Here is a 19566-nt window from a genome sequence, read left to right on the forward strand (position 1 = left end):
ACAGGCTCCTAGAATAATAATTTCTCAACAAAAGGTGACACCTGATGTCTAGTAAGATCTACTGCAATGCCCAATTTCTTCCTAAGCCGGGTAAAGAAACTGAACTATTTAAAACACTTCAATCACTTGAACCCAATACCTTGCGGGAAGACGGCTGTATCGAATATCGCGTTACCCGACAAATCCCAAGCCCGTTTGCCAATGGCACAAGCTATCCAATTGTATTTCAGGAAGTTTGGCGAGACCTATCAAGTTTTGAAGCCCACTGCCAGCGCACTGAAATCCAACATTTTTTTCAAACCTATTGCCTAGCAGAGGATGGGTTAGCAGAAAAATGGAATGTCTGTATTTACAGCGACGAACCTGAAGACTACGATGCACCCAACATCACAAACTGTAGATAAACCTAACGTTCAACAAGGCTTCACTATCTGAATAGCGTAGCCACATACCCAACTCAATTAAATACAGTCCATCTGCAAATAATAACTAATATCCAGGTTAAGCGCTTAACGTGTAACGTCTTATTGTGCCCTTGTTACAGATTATTTTTCATTAAACCGTCATGAATATCCGCCTTATTTGCGCTAGAATAGTAATAATAATTTGAACAATCTACAAATCTAGGGAATGCCATGAACACATCTGTTGAGCCGATTCAAAACCCTGTTGAACCTATCTACTTTAACCGTGAGCGTAGCTTGCTAGAGTTCAATCGTCGCGTATTGGCGCAGGCGAAAAACCCTGATGTGCCTTTATTGGAGCGTTTAAAGTTTTTATGCATTTCTTGTAGCAACATGGATGAGTTTTTTGAGGTTCGACTGGCCAGCGTAATGGAGCTTACCAAAGATTCCGCCGCGCGCACTCAGCCTGACAATATGCGCCCTGAAGAGGCGGTCGTGATGCTCACTGAGGTGGCGCATGAGGTGGTCAAAGACCAGTATCACACGCTTAATCACATTTTGATTCCTGCTTTGGAAAAAGAGAATATTCGTTTTATCCGCCGCAACCATTGGAACGATAAGCAGAAAGAGTGGATCCGTAATTTCTTCTTGGATTCCCTAAAACCGGTTTTAAGCCCGATGGGATTAGACCCTTCACATCCCTTCCCGAAGATTTTGAACAAAAGCTTAAACTTTATTGTGTCGCTTGAAGGCAAGGATGCGTTTGGTCGTTCTAATGGCTTGGCGATTGTTCAGGTACCCCGCTCACTACCGCGCATTGTTAAACTGCCAGCCGAAGCAACCGATGGTGAAAATGACTTTGTATTTTTATCATCGATTTTACATTCCAATGTCGCTAATCTATTCCCAGGCATGACAGTGACAGGCTGCTACCAGTTCCGCGTTACTCGCAATACCAACTTATTTATTGATGAAGAAGAAGTCGATGACATTATGAGCGCGTTACAAGGTGAACTGTATGGTCGCCACTATGGCAATGCAATTCGCTTAGAAGTAGCGGATAACTGCCCTCCCGCAATGGTCGAATATCTACAAGACCGCTTTAAACTGCATGAAAACGCCTTGTATCAAGTCAATGGCCCAGTAAACTTACATCGTTTGGATGCAGTACCGAGCATGGTGAATCGTCCTGACTTATTGTTCCCGCCGTATATGCCTCGCGCGCTGGTGCCGGCTAAATCTGCCAAGAATCCATTCCGCTTGTTTACCCGCAAAAAACAACAGGCTAACTTGTTTGAGCAAATTAGCCGCAAGGATATTTTGTTACACCATCCTTATGACTCGTTTGCACCCGTGATTGATTTTCTAAACCAGGCATCTAAAGACCCCGATGTGTTAGCGATTCGCATGACCCTTTATCGAACAGGCGAAAAGTCAGCGATTATTGATGCATTGGTTCGCGCCGCCAACAATGGCAAGGAAGTCACCGCTGTGGTCGAGTTACGCGCCCGCTTTGATGAGGACAACAATATCCAACAAGCCACACGCTTACAGGACGCGGGCGTACATGTAGTATATGGCGTAGTAGGCTACAAAACCCACGCCAAAATGATTTTGGTGGTGCGTCGTGAGGATAGCAAACTGCGCCATTATGTGCATCTTGGGACAGGTAACTACCATCACATCACCACCCGTTTTTACACCGATTTTGGGCTATTTACCTGTCGCCCAGCAATAGGGCGCGATGTCACCAAAATTTTCCAGCAACTCACTAGCTTGGGCAATACCAATGATTTAGAGGTCGTATTGCAATCGCCCTTTACCCTGCATTCTGGCATGCTAGAGAAAATTGCGCGTGAAGCAGACAATGCACGCCAAGGCCTGCCTGCACGGATTATTGCCAAGATGAATGGATTACAAGAAAAGGGGATTATCGACGCGCTTTACCAAGCATCACAAGCGGGCGTACAGATTGATTTAATTGTGCGCGGTATCTGTAGTTTGGTGCCCGGGGTACCTGGACTGTCTGAAAATATTCGTGTTCGTTCAATTATTGGGCGCTTTTTAGAACATCATCGCGTCTATTATTTTGAAAACCATGGCCAAGCCCCTGAGCTTTACTGCTCTAGTGCTGACTGGATGCGTCGCAACCTACTGGCACGGGTTGAAACAGGCTTCCCAATTCTTGACCCAGACTGCTTTCAACAAGTATTTACCGAGGGACTAGCCATCTATTTAGATGACACCACGGCCGCGTGGGAACTACAATCGGATGGGCATTATAAACTACACGAATTAAGTGAAGATGAGTTAGCATTTAATGCCCAGTTAGCGCTAATTGAAAAATATAGCCCAATCATAGAAGCTTAACACCAATAAGTTTCGGCTTGGTTTATCGCTTAAAAACGATTAGACTAGCCGAAATTTGAAAACAATATGTTGAAAACTCATGACAGACATGCAGATAGAATCCAACGAAAACGACCTTTATGCCGCGATTGATTTAGGTTCAAATAGCTTTCATATGATTGTGGCACGCGAAGTGCATGGTCAACTACAGGTTGTCGATAAGCACAAGGAAATGGTGAGGTTACGCCTAGGCTTAGATGACCAAGGGCGCTTAACAGACACGGCCTTTCAAGCAGGCTTGGACTGTTTAACCCGCTTTGGTCAGCTAATCAAAAACATCCCTACCCCAAATGTGCGTGTAGTCGGCACAAACACCCTGCGAAATGCGCAAAATAGCCGCCAATTTTTAATTTCGGCGCGTAAAGCGCTTGGGCATCACATTGAAATCATCTCCGGCCAAGAAGAGGCGCGGCTGATCTATCTTGGCGTAGCGCATGGTCTAGCTAAAAGCGAAGAACAACGCTTAGTGATGGATATTGGCGGTGGGAGCACCGAGTATATTATTGGTCGTGGCTTTACCAATGAACACCTTACCAGTACCGAAATGGGTTGCGTCAGCATCACTCAACTGCACTTTGCCGATGACATTATCACCGCAGAACGTATGAACCGTGCAATAGCCAGTTGCCGGCAAGTCTTGCGCCCACATCGCAAAACCCTTACACAACTTGGATGGGATACAGCTTATGGCGCCTCAGGCACGATCAAATCGATTAGCCAACTACTACAAGAAAATGGCTGGTCTGAAAACTGTATCACGCAAGACGGGCTTCAACACCTTCGCGGTGAACTGATCAAAGCAGGCAGTGCACAGAATTGCCAAATAACGGGTTTAAAGGATGATCGTCGTCCGGTGCTGGCCGGTGGCTTAGCGGTGTTAATCGCCACATTTGAAGAACTTAAGATTGACTGCATGCAAGTCAGCAGTAACGCGCTGCGTGAAGGCTTGGTATTTGATACCTTGGGTCGTTTATTTGCTGAAGATTCGCGTGAATCCAGTGTACGTGCAATGCAAACCTGGATGCGAGTTGACTTACAACAAGCCTCAATGGTTGCCAAAACCGCGCGCTCATTATTTAACCAGGCACACAATATTTGGCAATTACGTGACAGTGAATACGACTACCCCAAGCTGCTAAACTGGGCTAGCGAGCTGCATGAATGTGGTATTGCACTCAGCTACAAACGCTATCGTCACCATTCTGCTTATCTTATCGAGCAAGCCGACATGGCCGGCTTCACTAACCAAGAAAAACAAATGCTAGCGGCGATGATGCTGAACCATCGCGGCAAGTTTGTTCAAGAGTCTTTCGATAATCTACTCGAACCCCACAATACCAAACTCGTGTTCTTAACGGTTCTGTTGCGCTTAGCTGTCAGGATTCACCGAGGCCGGGATGCCGAATCACCCGAGGTAATGCTAGTGATTGAAGACAATACGAATATGCACCTGCGCTTTGAAGATAATTGGCTTAAAGCCCACCCACTGTCGCAAATGGATTTAGAAATCGAAGCCAAACGCTTAGAAGGCGCAGGTTTCAAACTAACCTTTGAATAGGGTTGGGCTGAATAGGATTAGGTTAGCATTAAAGACTAATACACATCCATCTGGATGCGCTTTTGTTGCTTAGCGTCCAACCAGGCCTGGTCGGCTTGCTCCGCCTGCCAGCGATAGTTTTGCATCCAAATCGCTTTAATTTGCTGTTCGACAGCCTTAGCTAGACCGGCTTTATCCCCACAAATATATAGATGAGCACTCGACTCCCAAGCCGCCAACCAGGCCTGGTTGACTAGCAAACGATTTTGCACATAAACTTTATCGGGCTGATCCCGAGAAAACGCGGTATCCAGCGCTAATAAACCTTGAGCTTGCCAGCCTTCTAATTCAGCTTGGCACAAAAAACGGCTTTGGCGATGCGTCTCGCCAAAATACAATAGGTTTTGCCCCCTCGCGCCCTGCGCTTCACGCTGCTGCAAAAAACCGATAAATGGCGCAAGACCGGTACCCGCTGCCAGCATCACAATCGGCGTGCTGGGATCATCGGGCAATTTAAAGTGCTTATTCGGCTTAATCTCAATATCCAATAGATCACCGACTTGTGCCTGCGCCATCCAAGCAGAGGTTACGCCAACCCGTTCACGATGATCATGCTGATAGCGAATCGCCTTATATAGCAGATGAATTTGATTTGGATAACAGAGAGGGGAACTGGCAATCGAATAGTATCGCGGCGCTAGCGGACTGAGCAGTGTCAAAAATTCGACACCCCATTGCTGTAAGTCTGGAAACGCCAATAACAAGTCTAAAACATCGCGCCCTTGTGCATAAGCTTGCATCTGCGCACGATCTGACCAGTGATCAAAGCCATGCTGACGAACCAGTTTATTTAAAATCGCCGGATCAAGCAGGGTTAATTCCAAATGGTGAGTAAGGGCTTGCGCTACAGTAAGCTCACCTTGACGGCGCAAGCTAATGAATTGGTCTGGTTTGAGCGCTAAGCGCTCAAGGACTTGGTTGACTAAATAAGATGGATTCTGTCCCTGCACCGTGATCCAATCACCGGCTTGATAGTCCAGCGGTTGATTAGATGCGAGTTTAATCAAGTAGCTAGGTGCATCCGAATCATTCGGGGTGAGTAGTGTTTGTTGCGCTAGGCTTAGTTTCATCAAATCAGCCGGCTAGCCGCGAATATATTCAACCGCTAGCATAGCCAACGGTGCGGTCACCAGAATCGTGACTGCCGACATCAAACCGGCAATCACCCCAATACCAAGGTGTGGGTAAAAGTTATTCTGCTTGATTTCAACCTGTTCAATTTGACGCTCAACACCATTGAGTATTTCGAGTTGACGTTTGAGGAGCAGATTAAGCGTTTGAATTTGCTTAAATAGTAATCGCTGCTCATCTTCAAACTGGGATTTAGACTTGCGTGTAAACTGCTCAATGGTTCGTGTTTGACGCCCCATATCGCGCAACTGGTCGGCAAGCTGACCAATCGATGCATCCATTTGACGCACGAGATTTTCAATAGCTACCTTGTCTTGTTTTAACCAATCAAAGTCAGGCGACAACATATCTGACAAATCCATGTCTTGTAGATAGTTTTCACCATTCGACTTCATTTGCCCTTTGTTACGACGCATTGCCTGCTCTAACAGCACGCTTTTTGAGCCGAGTGGTTCAACAGATCTTAAATCAATCGCCATGCCACTTTCCTAAAATTCAATAAAAGGGTTAAAAGTAAAACAAAACAGTAGCGTTTCCACTTAGAACAACTTTCTAGACACGTTATAAGTTTGAAACCACCGAATTATCAATGTTTAAGTGATTTAGCAAAGCCTATACCAACTTGTAAAGTTATCACCAACCAAAAAATAAAAATCTATTTTAGCAGAATTTTTAACCCTTAAAACACACAATAAGCGCTATTTTGCCAAAAATTTGACACATGGATAACTAGCGCACAAACAACTACAACATATAGTGCGTCAATTATTTGACACACCCATAGCAACTCAAAACACTTGCACCAAAGGATGGCGCACCTTATGATTAAGCTTTTAATTTACTCAGGCGCTAATCATTATGGAACGCAATGCATTTATCAACTTCATCCGCGAAGTCGGTGTTTTAAAATGGGGGGAGTTCACCCTAAAATCTGGCCGCATCAGCCCTTATTTTTTCAACGCAGGCTTGTTTAACACCGGCGAACACCTTGATCAACTGTCTAAAGCCTACGCCCATGCGATTGCGGCGTCTGGCGTGGAGTTTGATGTATTGTTTGGCCCGGCCTATAAAGGCATTCCATTGGCCGCCACCACCAGTGTGGCGTTGGCGCGCGATCACGGCATCAACAAACCCTATGCGTTCAACCGCAAGGAAATCAAAGACCACGGCGAAGGCGGTCAAATTGTCGGCCACGCGCTACAAGGTCGCATTTTGATTATTGACGATGTGATTACCGCGGGTACCGCCATTCGTGAATCGATTGACCTGATTCACCAACATGGCGCGACACCGGCGGGTGTCGTGGTCGCACTAGATAGAATGGAACGCGGACAAGGCGATTTGTCGGCGATCCAAGAAGTCGAGCAACAATATGGCTTACCCGTAATGAGCATTCTAAATCTCAACGACTTGATTGCGTATTTAAGCGAACAAAACAAAGATAGCCAAGCGCTTGAAGCGATGATGGCTTATCGTGCCAACTACGGTGTCAAATAATTGACAAACTCAACCACCCTACGCCAGCTTTGCCTCTGGCGTCACGCCAAATCGGATTGGAACAATCTATTTCTTGCCGACCATGACCGCCCGCTTGCCCCACGTGGCAAAAAGGCGGCAAAAGACATGGCTAACTGGATGTTAGACCATTCCGTTCGCCCGGATTTAGTGCTTTGTTCAAGCGCCAAACGCACCCAGCAAACCCTCAAACGCCTCAGCAAACGTATGGCGCTAAAGGTTGAGATTCTGCCCGAACTCTATCATGCGGAGCCTGAACGCATTTTGGAGCTAATTGGCAAAGTGAATAAGCGCGTACACAACCTAATGGTGATTGGGCATAATCCTGGCTTTGAGGAACTGGTGATGCAACTAACCGATGCGACCTCGCATTCAGCGCGGCTAACAGACAAAATCATGCCCACTGGCGCGCTCGCCCAGTTTAGCTGGCAAGGTAGCTGGTGCAAGCAGCCAGAAGCAAACGTTCAGCTAGAGCAAATCATTTTTCCACGAACGCTTAATCAAACAGCGCAAACAGCCGACTAACTAACCTCACATCAACCAGGCCTGGTTAATAAGTGCCAGGCCAACCAATACCGTAATCACTTCAAATGCACGTTTAACCAATTTATTGCCTTTGACAATCGACAAATGCGCCCCCAAATAACCACCGATCAGCGAACCCAAAATCAGTGCGGGCAGCCAACTCCATTGGATATCACCCAAAAGACCCAAGGTAATCGCGCCCGCACCATTCCAAAATATGCCAACCAACACCAAGGTGTAAGCCACGGCGGCTTTATAATCTAGACCAAACCAACGCACTAACCAAAGGGTAACAAACAACCCTGTACCGGATGTGAGCGAGCCATTTAACACCCCGATAAAGAGAATCACCAACCCACCAATAACAAAGCCGGATAGATGACGATTCTGTGAATTTAACACCTGACCCAATTCGGGTTTAAGCCATGAATAAATCCCTAAGCCAAGCGTGAGTAACCCCAGTGCAAATGTCGCTAGGCGCTCATCAACTTGCAAAATCCAACTCGCACCTAGAATTACTCCAGGTAAACCGCAGGCCAGAATAAATAGCGCAAACCGCCAATCTAATGTCGAACTGCGCCAATGCCGCGCCGTCGCGCCCAAACCCAAAAACACACTCGCCACCTTATGCGTCGCCAGCGCCACGCCAAACGGCAACCCCAAAAACAACAAGGCAGGCAACTGCAACAACCCCGCACCCCCGCCAGCTAAAGCCGACAGCAGATTGGCAACCAGCGAAATAAAAAACAACAAGATTTGGTCAAACACAAAAATTCCGTTCTAAAAATAAAAAACGCCCTAAATCAAGGGCGTTAAAGAGAGATTATCAAGACAAACGTTTAATCTGGAGAATGGTATTTTACGCACCACAAAGATAGCATTAACCCCCCAACAGCTCTTTATCAACATTAAGCACACACTCTAAGGTTTCTGCTGTTAAAACACGCTCAACCATAAGATCTAATATGGCAGGGCTAGCTGAAAGAATTTGGTTAAAATAACACTGTTGATCAATATGCGGAAATTTGAGCTTAAGCAGCTTAGCTAGTGTTAAAGCCACGCCTTCCAACTTGCCTTCCAACTTGCCTTCCAACTTGCCTTCTAACTTGCCTTCTAACTTGCCTTCTAACTTACCCTGAGCCCTTGCTTCACGCGCCCAACTATCTAAATTTTGTGCTAACATCGTTTGCTCCTCCACTATACTGTTTAGTTTATTCATGTTACTCTTGATATCTTTTTGATGTAAATAACGTTTTATCCACAGAGTAAAAAGCCTATCTAATCTTACTTTATCTGGCGATTGATTTATTAAATCCACTGTTCTTGCAATGGCTTGTTTTAATTTATCAGGACTGGTTGCATTTTCAATACTAAACAAACCACTCAGCGGATTTTGAATTTGATTTAACTCACTTTCACTATACGCACCCTCATCAAATAAAACATACCTCAAATTAGGCTGATAAGGCTTTAAGAAACTAGGAATAGACTCAAGTTGTTCAAAAATGTTCGTTACTACGCGCCATCGTTCGTTGCCATTGTATAGCACCATCGGCAAAACAGGAGGATAGGGTCCCCCTTTTGCAACCTGTTTTGTTTTGATTAAGGTTGAGTAAAAACCAGCCACATAATGCATAAACCGCAAAGGCATGCTGCTATCTACACTTGACTGAAACTCTAACAAAATATACAAATATAAAGGGTGGCGTTGTCCATCATGCTCGATTTCAACGGACCAGACCACGTCTTCAATTTTTTCTTCAAATAAGGGTGTAATGTAATGACCATTATGGTTTTTGAGCGTGGCAAAATCCATCAGCGCCACCCACTCTTGAGGAACAAAGCCCTCAAGAAGCTGTTGCACCATTTCGGGGTGTAAAAAAAGTGCTTTATACCCCGTATCGTGCTGTTGTTTTGCTTTATGTTTTTGCGTCATCGGACTAAAAACTAAACCTAACGCGCGGTAATCAGTGTACCGACGCCATCGTCAGTGAAGACTTCGAGCATCACCGCATGTTCAACGCGACCATCAACAATATGTGCCGCTTTAACACCGCCTTGAACCGCATCCAGTGCGCATTGGATTTTTGGCAACATACCGCCATAAATCGTGCCATCAGCAATCAACTCATCGACCATTTTGGCGTTAAGTCCCGTTAACAGCTCACCTTGTTTATTCAGCAGGCCAGCGGTATTCGTCAACAACATTAGCTTCTCTGCTTGTAACGCTTCAGCGATCTTGCCCGCAACCAAATCCGCATTAATGTTATAAGAACAGCCCTGCTCATCAACCCCTACGGGTGCAATCACTGGAATAAAATCGCCTTGAATCAACATATCAATTACGCCGGTATTAATTCTTGACACCTCGCCCACATGGCCAATATCGATAATTTCAGGCGCGTCCATATCAGGTGTATGCTTGGTCACTTTTAGCTTTTTAGCCATAATCAAGTTACCATCCTTACCCGTCAGACCCACCGAGTTACCGCCATGCTGGTGAATCAGATTCACGATTTCTTTGTTAACCAAACCGCCGAGCACCATTTCAACTATATCCATGGTTTCGGTATCGGTCACCCGCATGCCTTGCACAAACTCGGATTCCTTGCCAACGCGTTTAAGCAGATCACCAATTTGAGGACCACCGCCATGCACTACGACAGGGTTCATCCCCACCAACTTCATCAACACAATATCGCGCGCAAAGCCGGCCATCAGATGATCTTCGGTCATCGCGTTACCGCCGTACTTCACCACAATGGTTTTACCCGCAAAGCGTTGGATATAAGGTAGAGCCTCGGCTAGCACCGAAGCGACGTTTTGGGCTTGGTCTTTATTAAGATTCATGGTTTTTTGCACTCTCATGGCCAGTTCGCCTGTTAATTCGTTAATGAAAATGGTATTTTACCTAGAATTCATTTAAATAACATAGGAACTCAAAAAATGCGCGTGTTTGCCAGTCTATTCATATTGGTTTTACTCACTGGCTGTGCCAGCCAGCCAACCCAACCTCAAACCCTACTCCAATTTAGTGAACCTGACAAATCAGTGGCGCAATTAAGCCAAGCACTTGAAAACGAGGGCTATATTACCAAACCACTCAATGCTCACCAACTTGAAGTCTATTACGGTCAGCATGCCTTTATTATGGAACCGCGCATTCGTCCTGGACAGTTAAGTCGGATTATCGTTAGCCAGGTTTACCCAATCAAGCCCCAACACATAGACAACCCGGAAATTTTTGTTGCCCTCTCCCACCTCAACACCCATTTAACCTGCGCCAAGTATATTATGCAACCGGGTAACCGCGCCGCTGAAGTGCAGTCGTCTATCACCTTTATTGATGAACAGGTGAATATGCGTGAAGTAAGCTTGTTTATGGCGTGGATGTTAGGACGCGTGCAAAATGCCAGCTCGTTGCTGCCGGCTGACACTTTGCAGATGTTTGAGTTTTAACCCCGATTAACCGGGAAAATTAATCGCGGAAATTATTAAACTGCAATGGGCGCTCAAAGTCTTCTTGGGATTTGAGCAGCGCAATCGCCTCTTGCAGATCGTCACGTTTTTTGCCTGTCACGCGTACCGAATCACCTTGGATTTGCGCCTGCACCTTCATCTTCGCATCTTTAAGAATCTTAATAATCTTTTTCGCCACTGGCGCATCTAATCCCTGATGAACAATCACGCTCTGCTTCGCGGTCTTAAGCTGAACATCGGGATCCTTCAACTCAATCGCCCGCAGATCAATCCCGCGTTTACTGAGCTTGGCCGTCAGCACGTTATACATTTGATCTAACTGAAACTCCGACTCGGTGTTCATTTTAATTTCCAACTCTTTTAACTCAAAATTGGAATCAGTTCCCTTAAAATCAAATCGTGTCGTCACTTCCTTATTCGCCTGATCTACCGCGTTAGTCAGTTCATGTTTATCTACTTCGGATACGATATCAAATGAAGGCATGGCTTTTCCTTTAAGCTTAAATAAAAAAGCAATCATTTTAACACACCAAACCCACCAGGCCTGGTGACTAAAAACAGATGAGTAAACGAAAGTGCCAGCAACCTAAAAAGATTATGGCCTTCACTGGAATGTGGGAGAAGGTTTAACCTCGTTCTCAGGTTGCACCTCACTGCGATTATATTAAGGAAGAATGCGTTGCGAGGAGCACAGCGATGCGGAAATCTTTCAAGTGAGCGCACAGCTTGCAAGAGATCGCCGTGGTCTTTGAGTCGTGATCATGCACCACATGCTGGATTACTTGGCTAATGTCCGTTGCATTTTTTGGCGATATGAGTCACCGAGCTAAGAGCTCTTAAACTCAAAAGGAATACCACGTTCTTGAAGCTGGGAAACCAGCGGTGCAAAATCTTCTGGTTGACCAGCCTGCAACCATACCTGATCAATATGGCCACTATTAACCAGCCTTAAAGCAGCTTCAAGTTGCAAAGCCACCCTAACCTGATAATCGTTTTGCGCATTTTTTGCTAGACTCTTAAGTTGTTTTTTGTCCGTACTGTAAATTAACAACTCAGGCTTCGACTTCGCTATATCCAATACTTCTATACACCTCTCCCTCATCAAGTGGCTTAATACGCGATAGAGGACATCGATGTCTAATGGCTTGGTTATATAATCATTCATTCCTGCAGAGGTCGCTTTGTTTCTATCCTCCACCGTTGCCGCCGCTGTAAAGGCGACAATCGGGATATCAGCATTAAATCTACGAATGGCTTCAGTGGCTTGGTAACCATCCATAACAGGCATTTGAATATCCATCAAAACCACATCAAACGTTTGCTGCTGCACTTTTTCTAAGGCAACTTGACCATTTTCTGCAAATTCAACACTCAAGCCTAACATTCTAAGTGACCCAGCAGCAACTTCTTGGTTAATCTCATTGTCTTCAACCAGCAGCACGCGTCCATTTAGCTTCACACTTTCTCTTACCAATGGGCGCTTTTCAAAAATAGCCTGCTGCTCCTGATCACAAAGACCTATCGGCACACTAAAGCTAAATACCGAACCCTTTCCTAACTCACTTTCAATATCAATATGAGCTCCGCCCATTAAGCGCACTAACCGCTCACTAATCACCAACCCCAAACCCGTTCCACCGTGCTTTCGAGTAATACTGTTGTCGGCTTGACTAAAGGCTTGAAATAGGTTTTCTTGTTGCTCTTTTGTCATACCGATGCCACTGTCTTTGACTTCAAACCTCAACCAGGCCTGGTTGTCAGCATCCAAATCTAACTGGATAACCACGCTCACCTCACCTTGCTCGGTAAACTTAATCGCATTACCCAATAAATTGATCAATACCTGTCGCAAACGTAAATTATCGCCATACAGACACTGCTCACCGGCTTGTCCATCCACTATTTGATCCCGAAATACTAACCCTTTATCTTGTGCCAATCCCTGAAAAATTGTAACCAATTCATTTTGCAAATCCGCGAGACTAAACGGGTGCGGGTCCAATTCTAGCTTACCCGCCTCAATTTTCGAAAAATCAAGAATGTCATTGATTATGCCCAACAATAAACGCCCGGATTGATTCACCCTTTTAAGCTGGTGATGCATTTTGTGCGGGTCTGACTCCTTCAAACCCAATTCCGACATACCGATAATTCCATTCATTGGGGTGCGAATCTCATGACTCATATTGGCCAAAAAATCGGACTTTGCTTGATTTGCTGCTTCTGCCTGTTCTTTTGCCGTTTGTAAATGTGTATTCAATTTTTTAAGACTATTTGTCGCATACTGTTGCTGTTGCATTTGCCAGTTAAACGCTTTTATGAGCACGCCCACCTCATCATCGTACTTAACAGGCAATGGGCTAGGATTTTTCTCTCCATTGTTCATGTCATTAATTTGTTTAGCCGCTTGCTCAATCGGCCGCAATTGTCGACTCATAACCAAATAAATTAAAAACCCAAAAACCAATACAGAGATACCACCTAGCCAAGCAATGGATTGAAATAATCTCCAAGTGGGCTGAAGGGCTAAAGAGGTAGGAACCGTGTGAATAACGTGCCAGCCCATTAGATTCGACTTATGAGAACTAAATGCAACCTGCTGATCATAACGGTCATAGGCAACCCCTGAAGCCACTCCCTTTTTGACCAATCCAAGCATTTCGTCTTCTATCGCTGAAGGCAGGGCCTCCAGAGCAAGTTTATGACGTGTAGAAGTTACAAAAAACCCATTTTCAAAATCAACTACATAAAGATCGCCAACCCCACTATGCACGAATTCGAGTAATCCGGTAATTAAATTATCACTTGCCAATCGGGTCACCCCTAGCAAATAGCCAACAATATTGTCGTCACTCACAACGATAGGCACCGTTACAAGAAAAACGGGTTCACTCAAAGCCCTACTGATTAAAGGCGAAGAAATAGTAGATTGGCGAGTTGACCCCGCTTGAATTATATATTCCCTGTCGGCCAAATTAATTCCAACGCGACCTTCAATTATGGGCGAGTCAACGACTACTGAGGCATCAGCGTTAAGAACAACAGCCCCACCATTAAAATAACGGTATAACATCGCCCTGCTGTCAAGAAAATTTTGCAAAGCTTGCTCATTCAACAAATTATCGCCATTATGCAAATGCTTAGCCAAATGCTCAAGAATATCTACCCGTTGTTGCAGTCCGCTATCGATATAATCAACAGTAAGCTGCATAATAAATTCCTGCTGTTTCAAAAAAGTATCTTGCGATTGGTAAAAGAATACACGCATGGACAGAAGCGTACCAACCAAGCCCACTAACAAAAAAACCAGTGACGTTAATAGCAAAATACGTGATTTAAGCTTTAATGCTAAATACTTGATAGCCACCTAAACAATCCTTATTTATGAATCCTGCATTTCAAAAAAGATCCAAAGCAGAATAAAAATTCTATCTTACACCATTTCTGCTCCGATATCAGAGCAGAAATAACAATAAGTTCTGTAAGAATCAAGTTCCAAAAACGGAGCATTCAATGAACATTATTGGCCCAGCTGTTAAACTAATTAGAATAGAAAAAGGCTTCACACAAGAGCAACTTGCTGCAAAGTTTAACTTAAAAGGTTATGACATTAGCCGCGGTACACTCGCAAAAATTGAGGTGAAAAAACGTCGGGTCACAGACTGGGAGCTAAAAATAATATGTGAGGTTTTAAGCGTCCCAGCAGATATACTTCTTGAAAGGTCTTGACCTAAACCATAATCACAACAATCATCCTTAACCGAGATATCCGAGCCAAGGTTTTACTTGCTCACCTAAAAACCCTTAAAGACCTAAAAAGAATATTACAGTCAATTGTACCTTCAAAGCCGCCAACCAACAAGCACCCTTGGTAACTTAAATGAAAAAAATCGAATTAGTCAAGCAGATGCCGAGACAGCCGAATCAAGGAGCCGGCCGGACTAAATCGAACGATTCGAAAACTCAAAACGGCAACACCAAACCTTCTTGAGTATTGAGGAGTTGTTGGCGGAAGCGGGTTTTAACCTGCTCGAGGGCGGCGGGGGTTTCGCCTTCAAAACGCATGACGAGGTTGGAGGAGGTATTGGATGCGCGCACCAAGCCCCAGCCGTCGTCAAAATCGACTCGCAAGCCATCAAGCGTGCAAATCTGTCCGCTGTCAAACGCCGCTTTTTCGATAAAGGCTTGCATGAATGCGTGCGCTTCACCTTCTGCGAATCTCATCTCAAGCTCAGGCGTAGATACGCCATCCGGCAAGCTGGCAAAGACCTCGCTCGCTGGACGCGTTTGCGCGGCGATGATTTGTAACATTCTCGCGGCGGCGTAGGTGCCATCATCAAAACCAAACCAGTTATCAGCAAAAAACAAATGCCCAGATAACTCTCCACCCAATGCGGCCTGCGTTTCGCGCATTTTGGCTTTCATTAATGAGTGTCCGGTTTTCCACATTAGCGGTTTACCGCCGTGTTTTTCTATTTGTTTAGCGAGTAATGAACTGCATTTAATATCAAACAGAATCGTTGCACCGGGTTGTCGGCTGAGCACATCCTGCGCGAACAACATCATTTGGCGATCAGCGAATAAAATCTGCCCCTGTTCATCCACCACGCCACAACGATCGCCATCGCCATCAAACGCGAGGCCGATGTCGGCTTGATGGGTTTTTACCGCCGCCACTAAGTCTTGAAGATTCTTGGGCTGAGCAGGATCGGGATGATGATTTGGAAATAAACCATCTACGTCACAAAACAGCTCAATCACTTCGCAACCCAACTCACGCAGTAGCGCTGGGCTGGTGGCGCCAGCGACGCCATTACCGGCATCAACAACCACTTTTAAGCCTCGTGCCAGCTGGATACGGTTTGTTATCGCCTGTTGATAATCAAACCCAATATCATGCAGCGCATAACAGCCATTACCCGATACAAACTGCTGCTTGCGAATCCGTTGCGCAAGCTGTTGAATGGCGTCGCCCGATAGCGTCACATCATCAATCACCATTTTTATACCGTTATACTCGGGCGGATTATGCGAACCGGTTATCACGACACAGGAATTGACGCCTTTGAGGGTTTTAGCGGCAAAATACACCATCGGCGTGGTGACCATTTCCAAGTCAATCACATCGATACCGCTATCAAGCAAGCCGTTGGCTAGCGCATTGGACAACCCTTGACTCGACAAGCGACCATCACGCCCTATCACCACTTGGCGCTGCCCCTGTTCACGCAATTGCGCCCCCAAAGCCAGCCCCACCAACCCAACCAGTGAGGGGGTTAAGTCCGTATCTACCCGACCACGAATATCATATTCGCGAAAGATTAGTGGATTAAAGTCGATCATGCTTAATGCGCTCCTGTATGACCAAAACCGCCCGCACCACGCGCCGTATTTTCACCAAAATTTTCAACCTGCGTAAAAACGGGTTGCAGCACGGGGACTATCACCATTTGCGCAATGCGCTCCCCTACTTGGATTTCATAAGGGGTATCGCCACGATTCCAGCAGGATACTTTTAGCTCGCCTTGGTAATCCGAGTCAATCAAGCCAACCAAATTACCTAGCACGATGCCATGTTTATGCCCAAGGCCAGAGCGCGGTAAAATCATCGCCGCCAAGCTGGCATCATCCAGATGAATCGCTAAGCCGGTTGGTATCAGTAGGGTTTCGCCCGGCTTGACCGTTAAGGGCGCCTCTATGCAGGCGCGCAAATCCAATCCGGCTGAACCGCTCGTCGCATAATGCGGCATCTCGATTTCCTTGCCTAAACGCGGGTCTAAAATTTTGTATTCGACTTGGATGGTCATGTTTTCATTCCTTTTAGGTTAGTGCAGATTAATGGATTGTGATTCTACCGCAAACGGCAAACCAAGATTCATCAAATAGCCATATCAAGCTTTTCTATTGGATTTAAGCATTTGCTAATATTAAACTCTTAATTAATCCTTTCCTGACTACTTCAACATACCAAGGAGTCAACCATGTTACAAAATCACCTTAACGCCTATTTGAATGTATTTAAAAACCTTTGGTTTCGTGATCCGCAGGAATCAGCGCTCTATATCAATGACACGGCGGTGCGCATTCGTGCCGGCATGCTGCTGGTCATTCCCCTTTATATGGGTTTAAGCCTGTGGGATGCGATTTATGTATCCAACTGGATTGTTGATGGCAATACCTCGGTGGATACCTATGAACTCGACTGGGATGGCAATATTATCTATCAAGTGGAGGCGATACGCCGCACCTTTGACTGGACACTACAGACCTATGTGTTGTTTTATGCGTTGTTTGAAATGATTGCAGGGATGTCCAAATACCTATCGCGCTTGTCGCCCACTATTCTAATTGCCAGCCTGCTGGCCGCCGATAAACCCGCCGTTTGGAAACCCTTAGTTCCCAAACGCTTTGCTTGGACCATCGGTTCGTTACTCATTATCGTCTGCCTGATCTTTTTTAACCCTGAAGTCTTTGCGCGCTGGGTGAATGCCATCACAGGCGAAATGACCCTGCCAACCCATGTCAACTACATGCCTTTCTGGATTCCGACCACGCTCGTTTGGCTGTGCTTAGCTTTTATGTGGATGGAGGCCGTGCTGGGTTTTTGTGTGGGCTGTAAAATCCACTGGTTATTAGTTAAGGTTGGTATTCTCAAAGAGCAATGCGACACCTGTAATAACATCGACTGGGATGAAATCGCCCGTCGCCATAAAGAACGCCAAACACAACAAGCGCAACAAGCCACCGACAAAATTGATAAATAACGCAATGGCGATAGACCCGCTTGCCGCCAGCCCCATCTGAGGTTAAGATGGATTCTTATCCAGATTTGAACACGATCAACAACAGGAATTACTCATGTACTATATTGCCCAAACCGATAAATCATTTGACCAGGCCTGCGAAGACCTTGCCCAAGCGGTCGCTGACCATAAATTTGGCGTGTTGCATATTCACGATCTAGGTCAAACCCTGCGCACCAAAGGCTTTGAGTTTAGCGAACAATGCCGCGTATTTGAAGTTTGCAACCCTGGACAGGCGTTTAAAGTGCTTAATATCGATATGCAGCTCAATATGGCGCTTCCTTGCCGTATTTCGGTGTTTAGCGAAAGCGGGCAAATTAAAATCGGCATGATCAAGCCACAACCCATGCTCGCCACCCTATCCGACCAAGCCGAATTAGCCGAGATAGCCGCCGAAGTAGAAGCCAGCATCATAAAAATGATTGAACAGGCCGCTTAGTTTTTTACGCCCTCAATGATAAACGTCAACAAAGCTTCTGCTTGTTGGCGTTTGCTAGATAATTCTAATACAACGGTCTCATTCTCGGTGATCAGCGTAAGTTGATTGGTGTCGGTTTCAAAGCCGATGCCCTCGCCTACTTGATTGGCGCAGATCATATCTAAGCCTTTGCGCTTTAGCTTCTCTTTTGCATAGTTCACCACATCTTGGGTTTCCGCTGCAAACCCGACTACATAGGGTTTATCCGACTGTTGCGCGACCCAAGCGATAATATCTGGATTTTTTACCAGCTCAAGGGTTAGTCTGTCTTGGTCATCGGTTTTTTTAATCTTCTGTTGCGCGACCTGTTCAACTCGATAATCCGCCACCGCGGCCGCGCCAATCATCACATCTGCTTGTGCATAATTCGCCTGTACCGCCGTCATCATCGCTAAAGCAGAGCGTACATTGATGCGCTCAACACCCTTAGGCGTCGGCAAATTGACTGGCCCGGCAATCAACACCACTTGCGCACCCTGATCCGCCGCCGCTTGCGCAATCGCAAACCCCATTTTTCCTGAACTGCGATTACCGATAAAGCGTACTGGATCCAAGTCCTCAAACGTTGGACCCGCCGTCACTAAAAGCCGTTTACCCAACCAGGCCTGGTTAGGTTTTTCGGCGGCATGGCTCATAATCTGTGCAACACGGCTCACAATACTAGCAGGCTCCGCCAAGCGCCCTGCGCCGACTTCACCGCAGGCCTGCTCGCCGGATTCGGGGGCGAGCATTGTCCAACCACGGGATTGCAACAGCTGAACATTTTCTTGTGTAGCGGCATTCGCCCACATTAAGCGATTCATCGCAGGCGCAAACACCAAGGGTTTATCCGTCGCCAAACACAATGTAGTCAGCAAATCATCCGCCATTCCCGCTCGCAAGCGCGCCAACAAGTCCGCCGATGCCGGTGCCAGCACAATCACATCCGGCCAACGTGCCAACGCAATATGCCCCATCGCATCCTCTTGCGCCAAATCAAACAAACTATCACGCACCCGCTGTCCACTTAAGGCTTGAAACGATAAAGGGGCAATAAACTGTTTCGCGCCTTCGGTCATCACCACCTGCACCTGATGCCCCGCCTTCATCCAAAGCCTAACCAGCTCCAACGCCTTGTAAGCCGCAATACCGCCACTCACGCCCAATAAAATTTTCATCACACCCCATCCTGTGTTCTCAACCATCCTGAAGTCATTATGCAACCCGCAAAAATAAAGCGCAACA

19 protein-coding genes are annotated in these 19566 nt (G+C 46.0%); 9 read left to right on the forward strand and 10 right to left on the reverse strand.

Features of this window, described 5'->3' with window-relative positions; translation table 11 throughout:
• Positions 1–44: 44 nt before the first annotated feature.
• From NA59_RS07005 to ppx, 3 genes are all read left to right on the forward strand, one after another.
• Positions 45–404, forward strand: coding sequence for a putative quinol monooxygenase (locus tag NA59_RS07005; RefSeq protein WP_044410147.1), 360 nt, complete (start codon positions 45–47; stop codon positions 402–404).
• Positions 405–635: 231 nt separating this feature from the next.
• Positions 636–2774, forward strand: a complete 2139-nt coding sequence (ppk1, locus tag NA59_RS07010) for a polyphosphate kinase 1 (protein ID WP_044410150.1) — start codon at positions 636–638, stop codon at positions 2772–2774.
• 79 nt (positions 2775–2853) lie between these two features.
• Positions 2854–4371 (forward strand): exopolyphosphatase, encoded by a 1518-nt coding sequence (ppx, locus tag NA59_RS07015; RefSeq protein WP_052501517.1) that lies wholly within the window; start codon positions 2854–2856, stop codon positions 4369–4371.
• A gap of 35 nt (positions 4372–4406) precedes the next feature.
• Here ppx and NA59_RS07020 read toward each other — a convergent pair whose 3' ends face one another.
• Together NA59_RS07020 and NA59_RS07025 are read right to left on the reverse strand one after the other, a co-directional pair.
• Positions 4407–5480 (reverse strand): flavodoxin domain-containing protein, encoded by a 1074-nt coding sequence (locus NA59_RS07020; RefSeq protein ID WP_044410153.1) that lies wholly within the window; start codon positions 5478–5480, stop codon positions 4407–4409.
• Between the two features lie 12 nt (positions 5481–5492).
• Positions 5493–6020, reverse strand: a complete 528-nt coding sequence (locus NA59_RS07025) for a hypothetical protein (RefSeq protein ID WP_044410156.1) — start codon at positions 6018–6020, stop codon at positions 5493–5495.
• Between the two features lie 379 nt (positions 6021–6399).
• Between NA59_RS07025 and pyrE the strand changes: the two genes are divergently transcribed.
• Positions 6400–7038, forward strand: a complete 639-nt coding sequence (pyrE, locus tag NA59_RS07030; RefSeq protein ID WP_044410159.1) for an orotate phosphoribosyltransferase — start codon at positions 6400–6402, stop codon at positions 7036–7038.
• Positions 7039–7581, forward strand: a complete 543-nt coding sequence (locus NA59_RS07035) for a SixA phosphatase family protein (RefSeq protein ID WP_052501518.1) — start codon at positions 7039–7041, stop codon at positions 7579–7581.
• Positions 7582–7587: 6 nt separating this feature from the next.
• Here NA59_RS07035 and NA59_RS07040 read toward each other — a convergent pair whose 3' ends face one another.
• From NA59_RS07040 to argB, 3 genes are all read right to left on the reverse strand, one after another.
• Positions 7588–8349 carry a sulfite exporter TauE/SafE family protein gene (locus NA59_RS07040; protein ID WP_198401066.1) on the reverse strand — a complete coding sequence of 254 codons (762 nt, stop codon included), beginning with the start codon at positions 8347–8349 and terminating at the stop codon, positions 7588–7590.
• 112 nt (positions 8350–8461) lie between these two features.
• Complete coding sequence (locus NA59_RS07045) at positions 8462–9517, reverse strand: Rpn family recombination-promoting nuclease/putative transposase (protein ID WP_044410164.1); 1056 nt, start codon at positions 9515–9517, stop codon at positions 8462–8464.
• Between the two features lie 17 nt (positions 9518–9534).
• A complete protein-coding gene (gene argB, locus NA59_RS07050; RefSeq protein WP_044410167.1) occupies positions 9535–10449 on the reverse strand; it encodes an acetylglutamate kinase in 915 nt (304 codons plus the stop codon).
• Between the two features lie 78 nt (positions 10450–10527).
• On the opposite strand from argB, the gene NA59_RS07055 reads away from it, so the two are divergent.
• Positions 10528–11040, forward strand: coding sequence for a hypothetical protein (locus NA59_RS07055; protein WP_044410170.1), 513 nt, complete (start codon positions 10528–10530; stop codon positions 11038–11040).
• Between the two features lie 19 nt (positions 11041–11059).
• Here NA59_RS07055 and NA59_RS07060 read toward each other — a convergent pair whose 3' ends face one another.
• Complete coding sequence (locus NA59_RS07060; RefSeq protein WP_044410288.1) at positions 11060–11545, reverse strand: YajQ family cyclic di-GMP-binding protein; 486 nt, start codon at positions 11543–11545, stop codon at positions 11060–11062.
• A 342-nt stretch (positions 11546–11887) separates the two neighbouring features.
• Positions 11888–14428 (reverse strand): HAMP domain-containing sensor histidine kinase, encoded by a 2541-nt coding sequence (locus NA59_RS14315; RefSeq protein WP_052501519.1) that lies wholly within the window; start codon positions 14426–14428, stop codon positions 11888–11890.
• A 146-nt stretch (positions 14429–14574) separates the two neighbouring features.
• Between NA59_RS14315 and NA59_RS07070 the strand changes: the two genes are divergently transcribed.
• Positions 14575–14790, forward strand: a complete 216-nt coding sequence (locus NA59_RS07070; protein ID WP_044410173.1) for a helix-turn-helix domain-containing protein — start codon at positions 14575–14577, stop codon at positions 14788–14790.
• Between the two features lie 234 nt (positions 14791–15024).
• On the opposite strand, the gene NA59_RS07075 is transcribed toward NA59_RS07070, so the two are convergent.
• Both NA59_RS07075 and dut read right to left on the reverse strand, forming a co-directional pair.
• Positions 15025–16404, reverse strand: coding sequence for a phosphomannomutase/phosphoglucomutase (locus NA59_RS07075; RefSeq protein ID WP_083945004.1), 1380 nt, complete (start codon positions 16402–16404; stop codon positions 15025–15027).
• Between the two features lie 2 nt (positions 16405–16406).
• The gene (dut, locus tag NA59_RS07080; RefSeq protein ID WP_044410176.1) at positions 16407–16868 is read right to left on the reverse strand and encodes a dUTP diphosphatase; all 462 of its coding nucleotides are present in this window, start codon (positions 16866–16868) and stop codon (positions 16407–16409) included.
• Positions 16869–17042: 174 nt separating this feature from the next.
• On the opposite strand from dut, the gene NA59_RS07085 reads away from it, so the two are divergent.
• A complete protein-coding gene (locus tag NA59_RS07085; RefSeq protein WP_044410179.1) occupies positions 17043–17825 on the forward strand; it encodes a DUF4395 domain-containing protein in 783 nt (260 codons plus the stop codon).
• Positions 17826–17919: 94 nt separating this feature from the next.
• Positions 17920–18303, forward strand: coding sequence for a DUF302 domain-containing protein (locus NA59_RS07090; protein WP_044410182.1), 384 nt, complete (start codon positions 17920–17922; stop codon positions 18301–18303).
• On the opposite strand, the gene coaBC is transcribed toward NA59_RS07090, so the two are convergent.
• The gene (gene coaBC / locus NA59_RS07095; protein ID WP_044410184.1) at positions 18300–19499 is read right to left on the reverse strand and encodes a bifunctional phosphopantothenoylcysteine decarboxylase/phosphopantothenate--cysteine ligase CoaBC; all 1200 of its coding nucleotides are present in this window, start codon (positions 19497–19499) and stop codon (positions 18300–18302) included. The genes NA59_RS07090 and coaBC overlap by 4 nt on opposite strands.
• Between the last annotated feature and the right edge of the window lie 67 nt (positions 19500–19566).

The sequence above is a fragment of the Thiomicrospira microaerophila genome, assembly GCF_000934765.1.
Classification (GTDB): Bacteria; Pseudomonadota; Gammaproteobacteria; order Thiomicrospirales; family Thiomicrospiraceae; genus Thiomicrospira; species Thiomicrospira microaerophila.